This window comes from Paenibacillus sp. FW101-FHT12H11, from assembly GCF_058790355.1.
Map to the genome: position 1 here is coordinate 42,939 of NZ_JBYTCO010000003.1, position 15,692 is coordinate 58,630.

The 15,692-nt window shown below is 49.2% G+C and carries 18 protein-coding genes; 12 read left to right on the forward strand and 6 right to left on the reverse strand.

The genetic code is table 11. The features are described 5' to 3' along the window. The first annotated feature begins 62 nt into the window (after positions 1-62). On the forward strand, positions 63-362 hold the full coding sequence (locus AC3WTJ_RS10355) for a DUF6509 family protein (protein ID WP_492521711.1): 300 nt from the start codon (positions 63-65) through the stop codon (positions 360-362). Positions 363-418: 56 nt separating this feature from the next. Here the strand turns inward: AC3WTJ_RS10355 and AC3WTJ_RS10360 are convergent, their stop codons facing one another. Both AC3WTJ_RS10360 and AC3WTJ_RS10365 read right to left on the reverse strand, forming a co-directional pair. Next, complete coding sequence (locus AC3WTJ_RS10360) at positions 419-1,855, reverse strand: ABC transporter substrate-binding protein (protein WP_492521712.1); 1,437 nt, start codon at positions 1,853-1,855, stop codon at positions 419-421. Positions 1,856-2,069: 214 nt separating this feature from the next. Beyond that, positions 2,070-3,206, reverse strand: coding sequence for a GGDEF domain-containing protein (locus tag AC3WTJ_RS10365; protein WP_407871539.1), 1,137 nt, complete (start codon positions 3,204-3,206; stop codon positions 2,070-2,072). A 172-nt stretch (positions 3,207-3,378) separates the two neighbouring features. Between AC3WTJ_RS10365 and AC3WTJ_RS10370 the strand changes: the two genes are divergently transcribed. The 5 genes from AC3WTJ_RS10370 to AC3WTJ_RS10390 all read left to right on the forward strand — a co-directional run bounded on the left by AC3WTJ_RS10370 (position 3,379) and on the right by AC3WTJ_RS10390 (position 9,899). Further along, positions 3,379-4,554 carry a glycosyltransferase family 4 protein gene (locus AC3WTJ_RS10370; protein ID WP_492521713.1) on the forward strand — a complete coding sequence of 392 codons (1,176 nt, stop codon included), beginning with the start codon at positions 3,379-3,381 and terminating at the stop codon, positions 4,552-4,554. A gap of 20 nt (positions 4,555-4,574) precedes the next feature. After that, a complete protein-coding gene (locus AC3WTJ_RS10375; protein ID WP_492521714.1) occupies positions 4,575-5,852 on the forward strand; it encodes a metallophosphoesterase family protein in 1,278 nt (425 codons plus the stop codon). Further along, on the forward strand, positions 5,849-9,082 hold the full coding sequence (locus tag AC3WTJ_RS10380; RefSeq protein ID WP_492521715.1) for an AAA family ATPase: 3,234 nt from the start codon (positions 5,849-5,851) through the stop codon (positions 9,080-9,082). The genes AC3WTJ_RS10375 and AC3WTJ_RS10380 overlap by 4 nt, the downstream gene beginning before the upstream one ends. A 73-nt stretch (positions 9,083-9,155) precedes the next feature. Then, positions 9,156-9,440 (forward strand): hypothetical protein, encoded by a 285-nt coding sequence (locus tag AC3WTJ_RS10385; RefSeq protein WP_492521716.1) that lies wholly within the window; start codon positions 9,156-9,158, stop codon positions 9,438-9,440. Between the two features lie 27 nt (positions 9,441-9,467). Then, complete coding sequence (locus AC3WTJ_RS10390) at positions 9,468-9,899, forward strand: hypothetical protein (RefSeq protein WP_492521717.1); 432 nt, start codon at positions 9,468-9,470, stop codon at positions 9,897-9,899. Here the strand turns inward: AC3WTJ_RS10390 and AC3WTJ_RS10395 are convergent. After that, positions 9,840-10,880, reverse strand: a complete 1,041-nt coding sequence (locus AC3WTJ_RS10395) for a YkvI family membrane protein (protein WP_157325745.1) — start codon at positions 10,878-10,880, stop codon at positions 9,840-9,842. The genes AC3WTJ_RS10390 and AC3WTJ_RS10395 overlap by 60 nt on opposite strands. 142 nt (positions 10,881-11,022) lie before the next feature. Between AC3WTJ_RS10395 and AC3WTJ_RS10400 the strand changes: the two genes are divergently transcribed. Next, positions 11,023-11,628: a DedA family protein gene (locus tag AC3WTJ_RS10400; RefSeq protein ID WP_407871545.1), complete on the forward strand. Its 606-nt coding sequence runs from the start codon at positions 11,023-11,025 to the stop codon at positions 11,626-11,628. A gap of 66 nt (positions 11,629-11,694) precedes the next feature. Here the strand turns inward: AC3WTJ_RS10400 and AC3WTJ_RS10405 are convergent, their stop codons facing one another. Next, positions 11,695-12,423: a hypothetical protein gene (locus AC3WTJ_RS10405; RefSeq protein WP_492521718.1), complete on the reverse strand. Its 729-nt coding sequence runs from the start codon at positions 12,421-12,423 to the stop codon at positions 11,695-11,697. A gap of 263 nt (positions 12,424-12,686) precedes the next feature. On the opposite strand from AC3WTJ_RS10405, the gene AC3WTJ_RS10410 reads away from it, so the two are divergent. Both AC3WTJ_RS10410 and AC3WTJ_RS10415 read left to right on the forward strand, forming a co-directional pair. Beyond that, positions 12,687-13,256 (forward strand): xanthine phosphoribosyltransferase, encoded by a 570-nt coding sequence (locus tag AC3WTJ_RS10410; RefSeq protein ID WP_492521719.1) that lies wholly within the window; start codon positions 12,687-12,689, stop codon positions 13,254-13,256. Between the two features lie 80 nt (positions 13,257-13,336). Then, positions 13,337-13,663 (forward strand): hypothetical protein, encoded by a 327-nt coding sequence (locus AC3WTJ_RS10415; protein WP_079413697.1) that lies wholly within the window; start codon positions 13,337-13,339, stop codon positions 13,661-13,663. An 82-nt stretch (positions 13,664-13,745) separates the two neighbouring features. Here the strand turns inward: AC3WTJ_RS10415 and AC3WTJ_RS10420 are convergent, their stop codons facing one another. Continuing rightward, positions 13,746-14,063 carry a hypothetical protein gene (locus AC3WTJ_RS10420; RefSeq protein ID WP_492521720.1) on the reverse strand — a complete coding sequence of 106 codons (318 nt, stop codon included), beginning with the start codon at positions 14,061-14,063 and terminating at the stop codon, positions 13,746-13,748. Between the two features lie 158 nt (positions 14,064-14,221). On the opposite strand from AC3WTJ_RS10420, the gene AC3WTJ_RS10425 reads away from it, so the two are divergent. Together AC3WTJ_RS10425 and AC3WTJ_RS10430 are read left to right on the forward strand one after the other, a co-directional pair. Next, the gene (locus AC3WTJ_RS10425; RefSeq protein ID WP_492521721.1) at positions 14,222-14,485 is read left to right on the forward strand and encodes a hypothetical protein; all 264 of its coding nucleotides are present in this window, start codon (positions 14,222-14,224) and stop codon (positions 14,483-14,485) included. Then, complete coding sequence (locus AC3WTJ_RS10430) at positions 14,472-15,194, forward strand: adenosylcobinamide amidohydrolase (protein WP_492521722.1); 723 nt, start codon at positions 14,472-14,474, stop codon at positions 15,192-15,194. The genes AC3WTJ_RS10425 and AC3WTJ_RS10430 overlap by 14 nt, the downstream gene beginning before the upstream one ends. Before the next feature lie 86 nt (positions 15,195-15,280). Here AC3WTJ_RS10430 and AC3WTJ_RS10435 read toward each other — a convergent pair whose 3' ends face one another. Then, a complete protein-coding gene (locus tag AC3WTJ_RS10435) occupies positions 15,281-15,460 on the reverse strand; it encodes a hypothetical protein (RefSeq protein WP_127458555.1) in 180 nt (59 codons plus the stop codon). Between the two features lie 51 nt (positions 15,461-15,511). Here AC3WTJ_RS10435 and AC3WTJ_RS10440 point away from each other — a divergent pair. Further along, the coding region (locus tag AC3WTJ_RS10440) for a hypothetical protein (protein ID WP_492521723.1) at positions 15,512-15,692 on the forward strand (181 nt) is incomplete at its 3' end.

A 15,692-nucleotide genomic window follows, 5' to 3' on the forward strand; every position in this document is an offset into this window, starting at 1 on the left:
ATGTGCGATTCTTCACATAATCAGGTATACTATAGCCTTGCAGATGAAAAAGGGGGGATAAGATGTTTACGATTACGAGTTATACGGTTGAAGTGATCAAAGATCCGTTTGGCATTTTGAGCGGACAACGATACGAATTTCTTATAGATATCGAAGTTGAGGAAGATGATGAGTTGTACTCCGAAAGCGGACTGTACATCCGTGCGATCTATAACGTTGACGAAGACAAATCAGGTCTATTGAAGTATGAGATTTATGAGAAAACGACGCAAATCTATCTGGATTTTGATCTTGAGGATGATGAAGTCGCGGCAGTAGAAGCATTTTGCAAAGCGCATGTGCTTGAAGCGGACGACGAGTAAAAAGATTGAAGGGCTGTTTTGGGGGTCTTGTGATGACCCCCAAGACAGCCTTTTGTTTATTTCGGCTTAGACTGAGACTCTTTCAGAGCATCGTCCGCTTGTTTAGCTTGCACTAATTGTTCTTGTCCTTTATCTTGGATCGTCTTAAGCGCTTCGTCCGCTGATTTCTTCCCATCGATGACAGCCTGGATTTCTTGATTGGCAAGCAAAGAGAACGGCTGGTAGAAGCTGCTTGGGATTTTTTCGTAACCTGTAAAGTTCTTGTCAGGGTTTGGTTTGAGGAGATAAAATGCCTCAAGATTATGGCCATCCTTAGCTTTCGAGTAAGTAGTGCGCGTCATCAGGCTGCTCGACGATTTAGACATGACTCTAGCGAACTCATCGCTGTTGATATACTTAATGAATTCCCAGGCTGCCCGCGTATTGGGGGATTGGGCATTGATTCCGAAGACATTGGAAACGGAAACGGTGTTAGAAAAATCTGGATTTTGCGGATCAACGGGAACCGTGACGATATCCCAATTGACAGGCTTTACGTCTTTCAAGACATCTTTGGCCTGTTGTAGAGTTTGTATCATGTAGTTGCCGTCAATCGTCATTGCAACCTTGCCCATGGCAAACAAATTCTGTTTGAGATAATCCTCATACATGCGTGGCGCATTAGAATCTGTCTGACTTTTGGGTGCGTACAATGCTCCGGATTTCAGAGAGTCGACGGTAAGTTGGAGAGCCTTCTTCCAAGCATCTGTCTGGATGGTCAGCTTCATCTGCTCAGGATCGATGAAAGACAGACCCAGCGTTGTGCCGATGTTGTTCATATATTGATAGGCGACTCCTTCTCCCATATAAGAATAGGCAGAAAACCCGTAAATTCGCTGATCGCCTTGACCGTCGGTCGGGAATCGTTTGGCGAGATTCATCGCATCTTCCCAGCTCATCTTATTCCTTGGAAACTCTATGCCATACTGCTCGAATAGATCTTTGTTATAGTAAAGAGCTTGACTATAAAAGTCCGGTGAAAGCCCATATAACTTGCCCTCGCCTTTGAGCCTGATCGCATCCAGAGTAGCTGGAAGGATTTGTTCCACATCAAATTTATCCTGCTTGATGACATCGTCCAGAGCATACAGACGTCCTTGTTGTGCAAATTTTTCAAGTTGGTCGCCGCCATTCAGAAGGAGAACATCCGGTTTTTCTTCATCGATGAGGTGGATAAGCGCTTCCTGTGGATCTTTGCCTGCTCCATAAATGCCTTGATTCGAGATGACCTCAACATCAATATTTGGATTTTTGGCCATGAAAAGATTACCGTACTGTTGGTAAAAAGAAGTCTTATCATAATAGAGTACTTTAATCGTAGCTTTCTCGTCTTTCCCCAACTTCTTGAGCGAACCGGCTTCTCTTGAAGAGCCGCTAGCCTTCTCCGCGAAATTACACCCTGTCAGCGAGGCCGTTACTGCAATGGCAGCTAGTGTACACATCCAACGTTTCATAGATTCCCTCCATAATGTTTATAATCCCAAAAATTGTAATAATCTCTTTAACATCATACATATATCGGAATAAAATTACAAATTATGATAGAAATAGTAGAGTTAGAGAGTACAGAAACTCCAAAAACGAGATGTGAAAAGTTAATCTGCAAAATAAAAAAGCTACCCTTTATCTACATAAAGAATAGCTTTTTGCTTGTTTCAATGCCGCTTATTACGCGTACTTGACAACCTTGTTTTTACCTGTTGTTTTGGCCTTATACATGGCCTCATCCGCTTGTTTGATAAGCTCTTCGGCGCTTACGCCGTTTTTGTATTTGCTATACCCGATGCTGGCGGTAACGATGGTCTCTTTCTCAATCCGGCTGCGCACGCGTTCGGCGAAAGCATCCATTTTCACACTTGGATCCGTTACCATCACAACCATCTCTTCCCCGCCGTAACGGCCTGCAATGCCGCATTCCTCGGCTTCTTCCTTCATAATTTGAGCCACTTGTTTCAACACATCGTCGCCCATTTGATGCCCTTTGGTATCATTCAGTTTCTTGAAATTGTCAATGTCGCTGAACAAAATAGAGATAGGAAGATGCCTCCCAACATACTGCGAAACACGATTGTAGAAAAATTTGCGGTTATATAGTCGAGTAAGTCCGTCCGTGATGGATGAATTATAGATGGCCTGCATCAGCTCAACGACACGATCAAACAGCATAATAAATAATAAGAAGTAAAAGACGATGGGCAAAAGATTGCCTGCCAGAGTGAGCCAAATCTGTTCATTGCCATACATATACACATTGATTAAATGACAGGTTTGGATCAGGAAAAAGACGGTGAGCGCCCATTGATACTTCGCTTGTTGACCAATGTAAGGAGGTATCATATAAAAGCACAGGAAGATTAGCACAAAAACATAAAGCTCCAGGGCAATGTCTTGCAGCAGCCGAACCTGCTGTGGCGTGCCGCTGTACATTTGAGGCACACTAAAATGAAGAATAGAGACAACGAATCCCATAATAATCAAACCATAAAAAAATATGTACTGTTTACGGTGCGTTCGGTTGTATAATTGATAAACTCCAAAATTCAAAAGTACGAAGGATACGATTTTCAGCATTAACAATACGTACGCGGTCAAGCTTGTATCCAGTGCCGTGAGCAAGACGTATATCTTAAGCAAGTAATGAATGCCGACGAAGATAACGGAGAAGGTCATCGACATGTAGCCTTTTTTACGGCGATCGAGAAACAAGCGTAGTGAAATGACAAACATTAGTGTCACAATAACCAATACAATAACATGCGATAATAATGAAGCTAAATCACCGAACAAGAGATCAACAGCTTTCATGCGTTCCCCCAAAATCCCTATTTTTCGACAAGATGTGATTCTATTATAAAGGAAAATGGGAGAGAGGGATAGAATCGTTTCAAGCGGCTTAATGTTGTTCTCTTTTATATTCGGCGCGCACAAGTTACAATAAGAAGGTAAAGCTCAAGGCTTTGGGAGAGGGGCTCATGCAATGAACATCTTGCAAGCATTATTTTTCCCCCCGGAACAACCGGGTGGGGTGTCATCCATGGTTCCCTATATTTTGGACCGCTTTAATAAAAAGGGATGGGAAATGGAACTATTTTCGCTGCCTAAACGCATTCGCAATAAAGGCACAGAGGAAGTGGAATTCGTCACTTTCGATTGGCGGAAGTATGCCGGTAACCCGATCGTTGATAAATACATTCAGACTTACAAGGATTATGTTTGGTGGACGAAGCTGCGAGTGACCAAGAAATATGACATTATTCATGCGCATCACCCGATTGCGGCAATGGCGATGAAGCAAATTTATCCGGAAACACCGGTGATTCTGACCATTCACTCCAGCTTCGAGAGAGAGCTTGTATTGAACGGACGCATTAAAGAAAATGGTGTGGAACATCAGTTTCTCACTCAGATGTATGAGGAGCTTGAAACAAAGGTCGATCAGATCATTACGGTGTCGAATTCGTTCAAACAATATATTTCAGAGTATGTGCAGGATAGCGAACGGATTGGCGTGATCCCGAACGGTTTTGATGAGAAACGTTTCCGCCCGATTTCCCATGAAAATGCAGTGACACAATTCATTACGGTGTGCCGTCTGGTACCTGCCAAGGGGCTGGATACCCTGCTGATCGCATGCGGAGAACTGAAAAAGCGGGGACATCCTTTTGTTTTGCATATTATCGGGGATGGACCTAGCCGGGAAGAGCTGGAGAAGCTGGCCATTCAGCATAATATTTATGAAGATACGATTTTTTATGGCTATATGCTGCATCCGGAAGAATTCATGCCGTTTTTTGATGTCTTCGTCTTGCCGTCTCGCGCGGAAGCATTCGGTTCGGTATTTGCGGAAGCAGCGTTATGCTGGCTCGCTCTGATTGGGACCGATGTCGGGGGGATTGCAGAGCAAATTGAACATGGACACAACGGACTTCTGGTGCCTGTCGGAGATGCAATGGCATTAAGCCACGCTTTGGAGAAGGTGGTCATTGATCCAACGTTCCGATACAATCTGGCGCGTACCGCATGGGAAAAAGCGAAGAAAACTTATTCATTGAACCGTGTTCTTCGCCAACTGAAAAGCGTTTATGAGAGCTATCACATCGTGGAACAGCATCCTACAGCAGAAAAGAAAGAAGATCAGAACGAAAATAGCTAAAGCAGGAAGGCGTTAGAGACATGAAACAACTGCGGTTTATGCATGCCGCCGACTTGCATCTGGATTCCCCGTTCAAAGGCATGTCGGCGCTGCCTGAACGCGTTCGTGAGCGCATGCGAGAATCGACGTTCGGCGCGCTCAAGGAACTCGTAGCGGCAGCTGTTCAAGAGCAGGTTGATTTTGTACTTATCAGCGGGGATGTCTACGATTTATCGGATCGTTCCCTTCGCGCACAAATTCGCTTTCAGAAAGCGTTGGAGCAGTTGGCTGCGCAAGGAATCCCTACTTATATCATTCATGGAAATCATGACCCGGAGGATGGACGCGCCGCAAAGCTGGTTTGGCCGGCAGACGTCCATTTTTTTGCGTGCGATCAAGTCGAGACGCTGACGGTAACGAAACCGGATCGCGGCGTCATCGCCCAGATTCATGGGATTTCATATCGCAGTGCGGCGGTTATGGAGAACTTGGCGCTGCAGTTTAAGCCAGGACGCGAAGATGCGGCTCAAATTGCGCTTTTACATACGAATGTCGAAGGTGACCCGGCTCATGATAACTACGCGCCATGCAGCAAACAGGATTTGCTGAAAGCGGGTATGCACTATTGGGCTTTGGGCCACGTTCACACTAGAAATGTGCTGCATGAGCAGCCGGCAATTGTGTATCCGGGTAACCTGCAGGGGCGAAATATCCGGGAAACAGGGCCGCGCGGCTGTTATATCGTTGACATGTCGGACAATGGACGAGCGGATCTCATCTTTCGCGCACTGGATCAGGTGCGCTGGTTCCAGATGCGGCTGTCTGTTGCCGGCTTGCAGACAGAGCAAGAATTGAAGGACAAGATTGGGGACCAACTTGAACGGGCCAGGTTTGAAGCAGAAGGACGCGATGCTGTCGTCCGTATCGTTCTGGAAGGGCGAAGCGCAGTCTCCGGCATGCTCCGCAAAGGGCGGATGCTCCAGGAACTGATCGCTGAGCTGCGCTCGGACGAAGCAGAGCGGAGCCGCTTCGTCTGGATTGAATCGATCGAGGACCGAACGGCTAGTGAGCTCGATCTGGAGGCCCTGCAGCAGGAGAAGAGCTTTCTTGGCGACCTCCTGCGGATCTCGGCAGCGCTGCGCGGAGACGACGCTGCGCTGCAAGCGTTCGCGGGCGAAGCCCTCGCGGCGCTGCAAAACTTGCCGCAGGCTGCCGGCGATCCGGCTGCGGCGGATCCCGAGCGGCTGCGCGAATGGCTTCGCGCCGCAGAAGAAATGGCCGCGGATCTCCTGTCCGCGGAAGGGGGGTGGCCTGGATGAAGATCGTATCCATCCAGGTAGATGGCTTCGGCAGCCTGCGGCAGCGGCAGCTCGATACAGACAGCCCGCTGGCGCTGTTCTACGGCGCCAACGAAGCGGGCAAGAGCACGCTCATGGGCTTCGTCCGCGCGGTGCTGTTCGGCTTTCCGACCCGGCAGAACCGGTCGGAACGCTACGAGCCGCTGGGCGGCGGCGCCCATGGCGGCGCTTTGACCCTGCAGGATGAGCAGGGTCAGCTCATTCGCGTCGAGCGCTACGACGCGCCCGCCTCAGGCGGAAAACGTGCCTCTGCGGGGCACATCAAGGTTACCCTCGGTGATGGCACCACCGGCGGCGAAGAACTGCTGAACACGCTGCTGGGCGGCCTATCGGCCGACCTCTTCCGCAGCTTGTTCGCTTTTGGTTTAACTGAGCTGCAAGAGCTTCGCACCTTGCAGACGGACGAGCTCAGCGGCTATCTATATAGCGCTGGGCTCGGTGTAAGCGGCTCGGCGATTATGGAAGCCGAGCGCAAGCTGACGGCGCAGGCCGACGGCCTGTACAGACCCCGCGGGCGCAATCAGGAGATGAATCGTCTCCTGAAGGAGCTGGAGGGTCTCGAGCAGTCGCTGCGCCGCAGCCGTGACTTGGCAGCCGATTATGATCGGCTGCAGGGAGAGCGCCGCTCCGCGGAGGAGCGCATTGCTGCTCTGGAGGAGCAGCAGGAGGCGCTGCGCGCGGAGCAGCTCCGGCTCAGCCTGGCCGGCAAGGCGCGCAGCGGATGGATCCGGCTGCGGCAGATCGGCCGGGAGCTCGCGGCGCTGCCGGAGCTGGCTGGCTTCCCCGAGCGCGCCTCGGCGAGGCTGGACGCGCTCGAGACGGAACTGGAGCGCCTCCATGCGGAGCGCGCAAGGCTCAGCCTGCGGCAGCAGGCGCTTGCGGAACAGCTGGGCGCGATCCGCATCCAGCCGGATGTGCTCGCGCATCAGACGGAGCTGAATCATTGGCTGGAGCAAGCAGCGACGTATGAAGAACAGAAGCGCAGTTTGGACGGGCTGCGCGTGGAACAAGAACACGGGCGCGCGCAGATCGACAGACTGCTGAAACAAATAGACGGCGCAGACGGGGAAGGTCAGATGGATCTTGGCGCCTTTGCCGTGTCCATCTCTCTTCGTGAGCAGATTCGAACTTTCAAGGAACAGTTCCATAAGTGCCGGACGGATGAGCTGCGTGTTCGAACCGAGCTGGAAAGCCTGGAACAGCAGCTTCTGCGGGTGGAGGATAGCATTCGCCTCTTGGAAGCCGATGTCCGGTTAGCCCCTTCATTTCCAGGAGGGATGGTTCCAGGAACGTCGCTGCAAAGAATCGCAAGAGATTACGCGCAGTGGCAGCTGCTGGTCAGGGAAGTTCAGCATTACAAAGAACAAGAAGCTGTGCAGAATCAATACAAGCTCAGCCTGGAGGAAGCCGCCAAGGCAGGGAAAGCGGCCTCGCGGAAGCTTCGAAAACGAATGGTCCTTTTCTTCGGCGCATTGGCGATTATCGTTCCAATTCTGCTGGCATGGCAAAGCAGCTGGGCAATAGCTGTTTGTGCGTTCCTGCTATTTGCAGGGGCGGCACTTTTCATCCAGTTCGGCGACCGATCAGGTTCGGATCGCAGGGCTTCCCGCGCGATGACGGCGTCCTCTAGCCAGGAGCCCTCTCCGAACGAAGCGACCACTCGCGAACTTCTTGAGTTGGAAAGCCGTTTGCAGGAACAAATCACTGCATTCATGAGATCCAGTCAGACACAGATAGGTTTTAACGAAGCTGCGGCAGCATCCGCTTTGCACGTTTCACAGCCAAGAAGCCGTACCGAAGCGTACGCTCTTCATAGTTTTCAGCCTCAATTGGATGCCTGGCTGAGAGAAGCTGAGCACAACAAGCAACAGCTGGATGAGCAGAAACGCAAGGTGGACAAGCTGCAAGATGCGAAGGAAATGCGCGACTCCCTTCAACTCCAAGAAGAGCAGCGAGGGATTGTGTATGAACAGCACGTAGCGGAGTCTGAGCAGCTTCAGAGGAATTGGAGCAGTTGGCTCGTATCCCTCGGCTTAAGCGGGCGATTGTCCCCTGATGCCGCGATGGAAACGATTCAGGCGATTGAGCAGGGGCAGGAGAGTCTACGCCAGCTCCATAAACTGGAAGCAAGGCTTGCGGCATTGCTTCAAAGTGTAAAGCAGTATGAAGAAGCTATTGTAATGCGGCTTCAACTATCCCCAGCGCAAGAGCCTTTATTTGCGCTCAAACGCTGGAAAGAGCAGGAGCAAGAGCAGTTGAAGCTGCTTGCAGCGAGAACGCATAGCGAAGCGCTTTATGCAGAGGTTGCTGAAGAGCTGCAGCTTCTGGATGCTGCCGAGCAGCGCACGCGTGAGCGGTTTGCGATCTTGCTGCAGGAAGCTTCTGCAGAAGATGGCGAAGCGCTGCGCGTACAGGAGAGAGAGCAGGAAGAGCGCAAGAAGTTGACCGATGAACAGAAGCTGTTGGAATCTTCGCTTGAGGCTTTGCTAAGCCGTGCGTCACTTGCCAGCTATACGGAACTGTTGGAGACGCAAGGGGAAGCCGATATCGCTTACCGTTTGGAGACGATTGAACAGCAGATGGCGGAAACGGCAGCCTTAACGAACGAACTCCGCGAAGCGGCCGGTAAACTGACGGCACACATCGAACAGTTGGAGCAAGGTTCTGAGCAAGCCGACGGCCAACTTCAGGCCGAAGCTTACCGAGCTTCGATTCGGGAACAGGTCGATCAGTATGCCGTGGCTTCTTTTGCTTCCCTGCTCATGAAGAAAGCGCGCGAGGTATATGAGCAGGAACGGCAGCCAGGTGTGCTTTTACGAGCATCCGATTATTTGACCAGGATGACGAACGGAGCCTTCACCCATGTCAAAGCGCCATTTGGAGAACAGCGTCTTGTTGCGGTTAGATCCAATGGACAGTCCGTAGATACGAGTCAACTGAGCCGTGGAACGGCGGAGCAGCTATATCTATCCATGCGATTTGCGCTTGTGGAAGAATACGCCGGCAAAGCGGTGTTACCGCTTGTTATGGATGATATTCTGGTCAATTTCGATGAAGAACGGATGGAGAGCTGTCTGCGTGTGCTCGCTGACTTAAGCAGCAGGCATCAAGTGCTGTTGTTTACGTGTCACGGGCATGTGCGGGATGCGGCTGCACGCGTTATTCCCAACTATCAATTAATAAACTTGTAAACCGGTTGTCGTGCATGGCATGAGAACCGGTTCTCACTCATATAAGTTGAAGAAAAAAGCTGGAGGAATCAAAGTGGAGCCAGGAAGCGAGAAGAAGAAAGAACACCGTGAAATTACGTACCAGGTTGGTTGGAAAAAAGGGAAGATCGAGTGGAACGAAGGGGCAGCGGAGGCGCTATCCGTTAAATCACTTAAGCCTGCAGAAAGTCCGGAAGAAGCTGAAGTAAGGCGACTTCAGCTTCTATGGAAACCAGCGATGAATCTCCCAAGCTGGATGCTGTTTCCCCTTCTTTATGCGCTCCCGGTTCTTTGCTTTGGTTTGACGCTTATCCTCATTTACGGTCTGCGGCATGGATAGTCGACAATTCAGAAGGAGGGCTTAGGCATGAATATGCTATTAGCGATAATTGGCGGGTTGTTAGGTCTTTTTGTAACGGGCGTCGCCATTTATACGGCTTGGATGATTCATCAGCTTTGGCGTCAGCAGGCGGCAGCGCCAAAGGCATTGAGCCAAGTGGAGATTGCGGTGAGCTATTTTTCACGTTGGACGGTGATGGATTATGCGGTGATCGGACTGTTTATCAGTGGACTGCTGCTATTGTTAGCTCAACTATTCGCGATCTTGCGAGATCAAACGGCGACGACGGCTGCTTTTCATTTTTCTTATTTGCTTACCGGTCTTATTTTATGCGCGATGGGGATGCTCTTGTTGATGGTTCGTTTGATCGTCGTTCTCGGCTTCGCACAAACCGGCGTTCTACACCGTACGTTTACGGTTGCGCCAGATCATGAGCACGAGCCAGACAACACTAATTAAGCCGAATACAGGGTACAGAGCGGCAAGAAGCGTTTTGAAACCAATTTGGCTGACGAGATAACTAAGTCCTAAAATGCTAAACAGCAGCAGCTTAGGGTTTAATTTGGTACGTTGCTGCAGCTGCAAGGACAAGCCATATGCATCAGCGATAAATGTCGTGAAAATCTCTCCGTAGATTACGAGCAAATAGGCGATCTGAGGAGCTGAGCCCAGCCTGTTAATGATATTCCCCATTGGAATCTCATACTGCGCGATGCCGGGCATTTGCGCTGAGAGCGCATAGTGGGCGGAGAGGAGCAGCAGTCCAATGCCTGCCCCGCCGATAAGGCCGCCCCAGTAAAGCTCTGAGCGCTTCGTGATGGAAGCCCCCATCGGCACCAGAACGGCTTGTGCCATGGCCAAATTGAAGGCTGTGTAGAGAAACGGAGCAAACCATATTTTACCAAGCGAATCATCCGTTGTGATCCTCAGCCAGTTTCCCGATGACGGCGAATGCCACGTATAAACGACGATAACCACGCTAAAAAGCAGCATGATAGGAACGACAATTGAGTTGACGGTCATAATGGCGCCGATTCCTCGTGATAATACGAGATAGGAGAGAACCAAGGTGACCAAAAGTCCAGTTTGATAGGACAGATGCAGCTGCTCCTCAAATACTGTTCCGCCGCCGGCAAGCATGACCGTTGTGATTCCGAACAGCACGATCATCGTAAACAAGCTGATCCCATTTCCTATTTTCGGTCCAAAAATGACCCGATTTAAATCCTCATAAGATGTGGCTTTTAATGTATGAGCCATTAGCATGAGTTTGATGCCAATCCATATAAATAGGAGGGTGGACAAAGCGATTGTTAAAGAAGCTATCCATCCGTAGCGCGTAAAAAATTGCAAAATCTCTTGTCCGGAAGCAAAACCTGCTCCAACGACAGTCCCGATATAGGTAAAGGCAATACGGACGATCTGTGACCCTTTTCGCATGGATTGCCCCGCTTTCTTTCGTTTGATATAGTACAAGGTATGTTCGCGGAGACAGTAGCATGACTGCAACTTGGGGCAAGCCCTTATTTTTGATAAAATGGTTAGGAACAGAAAGACGTAAGAAATTGGGAGTGTGTCTTTTGTGAAAGAAGCTCTTTATGATTTTATTGGACATTATGGCTATATTGCTCTGTACATTTTGTTGTCTGCCGGCATCGTTGGCGTACCTATACCGGATGAAACGTTGATGGCTTTCGTGGGCTCGTTGACCGCGCCTGGAGGTCCTTTTGAGTACGGGACAACGTTGATTGTGATTTATGCCGGTACGATGACGGGGATGATTGTGAGTTATCTCATTGGTCACCGGGTGGGCAAGCCCTTCTTGTACCGCTATGGAAAATGGTTCAAATTGACGCCGGACCGGATCGAAAGAGCGGAAGGCTGGTTTCATAAATATGGGCTGTGGACCGTATTCTTCGGGTATTTCGTGCCGGGAGTCCGCCATTTCACCTGCTATTTGTCCGGGGTAAGCGGAGTGAAGTTCTACAAATACATGCTCTATGCGGGGACAGGGGCGCTGCTGTGGTGTACAACTTTCTTGACCTTGGGCCATTTTATCGGCAGCAATTTGGATGGCTTGTTCAATTTGATTCATAAATATATGGGTGTCAGTTTCATTATTCTCGTGGTTGTGGCTGCGATAGGAGCGGTGATTTATTTCCGCTTTCGGAAAAGAAGAGCGATCTGAACGCAAAGAAAGACCATACATGCCATCCTGTGGATGACGGTATGGTCTTCGGTTTGTTGAGCGGTATTAACGATCTGCGAAAAGTTTAATCGATTGGATCGTGTTGGCATTCGGGTCTACATCGAGCTTCAGCAGCGTCCCTTGTGATTTGTAAGAAAGCACATAGGTTGTGTTGGAATCCGGTTTTCCGAGAATGCTAATGGCATCCTCCACTTTCTGGCCGAGGTGCAGGCCGCGCAGTCCCGGATCAATATCCGTGGAGTGTACATCCACGAATTCGAGGGCATCCTTGACATTAAAGCCAACGGAGAAATCACCAAAATCGTAGACCTGAATCGCGTCATCGTCTTCATCCATAACGAATTGTTTCTTGGCTTTGCCGAATCGATCCAGCACCAAATTTTTGCTCGTTCCCAGCTTTAAGCCCATTAGAGTCGGTTTCTCCTGTTGGTAAGCATCTTCAGCTTTCACCCGCGGTTTAGACGTTGGCTTGGCGTTTGAAGAGCTCTGTGGCAGATCCGATAAGTCCGTTTTGTTCGTGTTTGCAACTTGCGCTTCATGCTTGGCTATCGTATCCTCCGGTGCCAAGGAAGCAGCTGGAGTCTCTACAGCCAGCACGGCAGGCGTGCTGACCGGGGTTGTGCTTGGATTCTGCTTCTGAACATGAACCGATGGATCTATAGTAGGCTGAGCGGAAGGTGCAGATGACTCTTGGCAGCCAGCTACGATAAGCAAGGAAAATGCAACAGGCACAAAGCCGAGCATGACGGGTCTCATCGCATTGTTCATCATCATCTTTCCTTTCTGCCGAATAGTTGTCTTAAAAAGAATATTACTAATCATACTGCGTTCGGGTTGTCAATCTCAATGGATCTTGCTGCCTAAATGTGAGCATTTCTAAAACAAATTCGAAAAAGTTAAATCCTGTATAAGTATAGACACCTACTCGGCAAGAAAAGTTTCACTTCCAAGAGCGATATTCGCAAATTGGGACTTGAAACCTACTTCATCATTATGGTAACTTACTCATAATAGACAGGATTAAGGGGGCCAGTATCATGGAATTGTTAAAGCGGCGTATCCAAGAAGTCGGTGTCGTTGTATCGGATAAAGTACTTAAGCTGGATGCCATTCTTAATCATCAGGTGGATCCGGTTTTGACCATGGAGATGGGACGGGAATTTGCAAGACTTTTCAGAGAGACCAAGCCGGACAAGGTGTTAACTGTAGAGTCCTCAGGCATTCCAATTGCCTTCACAACCGCATTGCATCTTGAGATCCCGATGATTTTTGCGCGCCGTAAGAAGACATTAACGATGGATCAAGATACGTATAGCGAACGTGTGCCTTCTTTTACCAAAGGCATTGTGACCGACATTATGGTCTCCTCGCATTTGCTGCATAAGGGTGAACGTGTGCTGCTTATTGATGATTTTATTGCCAATGGGGACGCGGCTCGCGGCTTAATTCGCATTATTGAGAAGGCGGAGGCTGAACTCGTCGGTGTCGGTATTGCGGTGGAGAAATCGTTCCAATCCGGCGGCAGTTCGATTAGAGAACGCGGCATTCGGGTGGAATCGTTAGCAAGAATTGCTTCACTAGAGAACGGGCAAATCACTTTTGACTGATTTTACATCTAGTCTTTGACTTCCCTGATTGCCAATTATCCATTATAATGGTTACAAGGTAAGAGAGGAGGCTGACATCTATGGGTATCGAAAATGGTTCCATTGAATATTTCATGACTAAGCTTGGTGAAGCCAAAACACATTTTGAACGTGCTCTTGATTGTAAGCATACAGAATTTGATGATCTATATCCGTATATGATCGAACATCCTCAATTTTTCTGGTACAAACGCTATGTCGCTTGGTCTGAGTTGTTAACGATCGTGAAGCTCTGCACAGAGCTGACCATTGAATGGGAACAGCAGTTTTCCGCAGCGCAAGTGGAATATATTCAGAAGCGTGTCATGTCAAGCAAGGTCCTTGATTTCTGGTTTGAAACGAATGATTCCAAGGAACATGTAAGCTAATGTAAATTCAAGAGGCCAATGGATCCATTAGGGATTCGTTGGCCTTTTTTCATTCCGTAGGCAGTCTGCCGGTGAGATCTCGTTAGACACCATTTTTTAGTATATTCATACTTTCAATATGCCTTTTGGTTTGTTCATTCCCTAATCGATGCAAGGTGCGATACACTTCCGTCAAATAATAATCATATTCTTGATTGGTCTCATTGGAGTAATAAACCGACAAAGGCAGCCAAGAGGTCGCATAACTGGCTTGAGACGTGTTATCTGTCTCTTCAAAGAGCTCCATCAATTGATCAAATTCCTCATCGGTAGCGGAAATCTCAAATTCATAATTGAGCGCAGTCCTGTCTTCCAGTACTTCACCTGTCCCGACATTCACGTAATACGTTTTTTTGTCCAATATGAAAACCCCCAAGGTTATAATGGCGTTCTATTGCTTCGTCATTGCTTCGTTATGATTAAGGTAACCCTGATCTAGCGGATTTATGTAATGTTTCAACTTGGGCAGGAATTGGTGTATGCTTAAGGAGTAAAACTGGATGGTTGGAGGTAAGAGTAATGATAACAGAAGATCAGTTGGATCTTTATCGTGTTGAAAGCACATTGCTTCGCGTGATTCGCGATGTTAACCCAAGGAATGATGTCCGCGGCATTGTTGTCGCTTGGGATGATGATAGTGTTCTAATCCGCAAAAAAAATCGCAGAGTGGTCAAGCTTGCACGCAGCTATGTCTATCAGCCTTATGATGCTGAACGGCCACCGGAATATATGCTGCCGCAAGAATTGATTGAACCGGATGATGCTGCGGATGAATCAGAATAGGGTTCCTATCACCGGTATCCAAATGGATTTGGTGAATTCCGAATATGGCAGTTATGTGCTAATTCATAGTGATAGTCCGATGCGTACCTTGAATTCTTCGCCATGGGGCGGAGGATTCGGGATGTTTCGATCGTTGATGAATAGGCAGGTACATAGGCTTTATAACGAGGCTGATCCCCTTCGCGAGATGGATGATTTCATCCAACGTGAAGGGTTGAATCCACGGGAAACAGCTGGCATGCTGACGGCAGCTTGGGTGAAGGATGTTGGGTACAGCACGCTCACTTGGACGCGAGATGGCGCCGAGGATGCCGAGAACGAGACGTATCCCCTGCACGTTTGTGCATGGGTCACGGTAGGTCTCGGGAACAAAGCCAGGGCAGGGGCCGAAGTGCCTGCCGCCTCGCTTTATCCCGGTACGATAAATACCATTGTCGTTATCGAGGGGCAATTAACCGATGCCGCGATGGTCAACGCGGTCATCACTGCGACGGAAGCCAAGGCGGCTGCGCTTCAAGCATTAGGCGTTGAAGTCGACGGTCATCCGGCTACAGGAACGACCACGGACGCGGTGCTCATCGCCACGACATGCCGCGGCCGCTTGTACAGCTATGCGGGCACGGCAACTGCGCTGGGCAACATGATTGGAAGAACTGTGTACGAGGCCATCTTGGCATCGGGACAGTTGTATGAGAAAACGCCCGACTGATCCGTGAGGATGCAGTGGGGCGTTTGCTATGTCTGTCCTTATCGGTGCTTGCCGGAGGCACACCCAGAGACGAATAACATTGCTAGCTACGGTTTGCGGAAAACGCCGAAGGCGACCCCGGCAGGATACACATCAACGCCATCGGGATCTTCATCTTCATTTTTGAAATTGGGATCATGTACGATACCTTCAGCTTCACCTTCTGTGAGATGTCGCTGATTGCCTGTGTATTTGGGTTCGAGAGCTTTGATTTCTTCCTCATCCATTCGTCATCCCTCCTTTGGGAATAGGTTTAGGAACGGGGGTTGTATTTATACATGGATTGTAAAAGTTTCGTTGACGAGCTTTCGAGTCCCATGTTATATTTATTTTTGTCACCACATCATTTGCGATCATGGCGGAATTGGCAGACGCGCACGGTTCAGGTACTTGTGCGAAAGCTGGTTGAGATTCCCCAAAACCCTTGTGGTTATGCGGTTTTACTGAAGTATTGGTTCC

Coding starts and splice junctions, on each gene's coding strand:
- AC3WTJ_RS10355 (WP_492521711.1), top strand. CDS start 63: ATGTTTACGATTACGAGTTATACGGTTGAAGTGATCAAAGATCCGTTT.
- AC3WTJ_RS10360 (WP_492521712.1), bottom strand. CDS start 1,855: ATGAAACGTTGGATGTGTACACTAGCTGCCATTGCAGTAACGGCCTCG.
- AC3WTJ_RS10365 (WP_407871539.1), bottom strand. CDS start 3,206: ATGAAAGCTGTTGATCTCTTGTTCGGTGATTTAGCTTCATTATTATCG.
- AC3WTJ_RS10370 (WP_492521713.1), top strand. CDS start 3,379: ATGAACATCTTGCAAGCATTATTTTTCCCCCCGGAACAACCGGGTGGG.
- AC3WTJ_RS10375 (WP_492521714.1), top strand. CDS start 4,575: ATGAAACAACTGCGGTTTATGCATGCCGCCGACTTGCATCTGGATTCC.
- AC3WTJ_RS10380 (WP_492521715.1), top strand. CDS start 5,849: ATGAAGATCGTATCCATCCAGGTAGATGGCTTCGGCAGCCTGCGGCAG.
- AC3WTJ_RS10390 (WP_492521717.1), top strand. CDS start 9,468: ATGAATATGCTATTAGCGATAATTGGCGGGTTGTTAGGTCTTTTTGTA.
- AC3WTJ_RS10395 (WP_157325745.1), bottom strand. CDS start 10,880: ATGCGAAAAGGGTCACAGATCGTCCGTATTGCCTTTACCTATATCGGG.
- AC3WTJ_RS10405 (WP_492521718.1), bottom strand. CDS start 12,423: ATGATGATGAACAATGCGATGAGACCCGTCATGCTCGGCTTTGTGCCT.
- AC3WTJ_RS10410 (WP_492521719.1), top strand. CDS start 12,687: ATGGAATTGTTAAAGCGGCGTATCCAAGAAGTCGGTGTCGTTGTATCG.
- AC3WTJ_RS10415 (WP_079413697.1), top strand. CDS start 13,337: ATGGGTATCGAAAATGGTTCCATTGAATATTTCATGACTAAGCTTGGT.
- AC3WTJ_RS10425 (WP_492521721.1), top strand. CDS start 14,222: ATGATAACAGAAGATCAGTTGGATCTTTATCGTGTTGAAAGCACATTG.
- AC3WTJ_RS10430 (WP_492521722.1), top strand. CDS start 14,472: ATGAATCAGAATAGGGTTCCTATCACCGGTATCCAAATGGATTTGGTG.
- AC3WTJ_RS10435 (WP_127458555.1), bottom strand. CDS start 15,460: ATGGATGAGGAAGAAATCAAAGCTCTCGAACCCAAATACACAGGCAAT.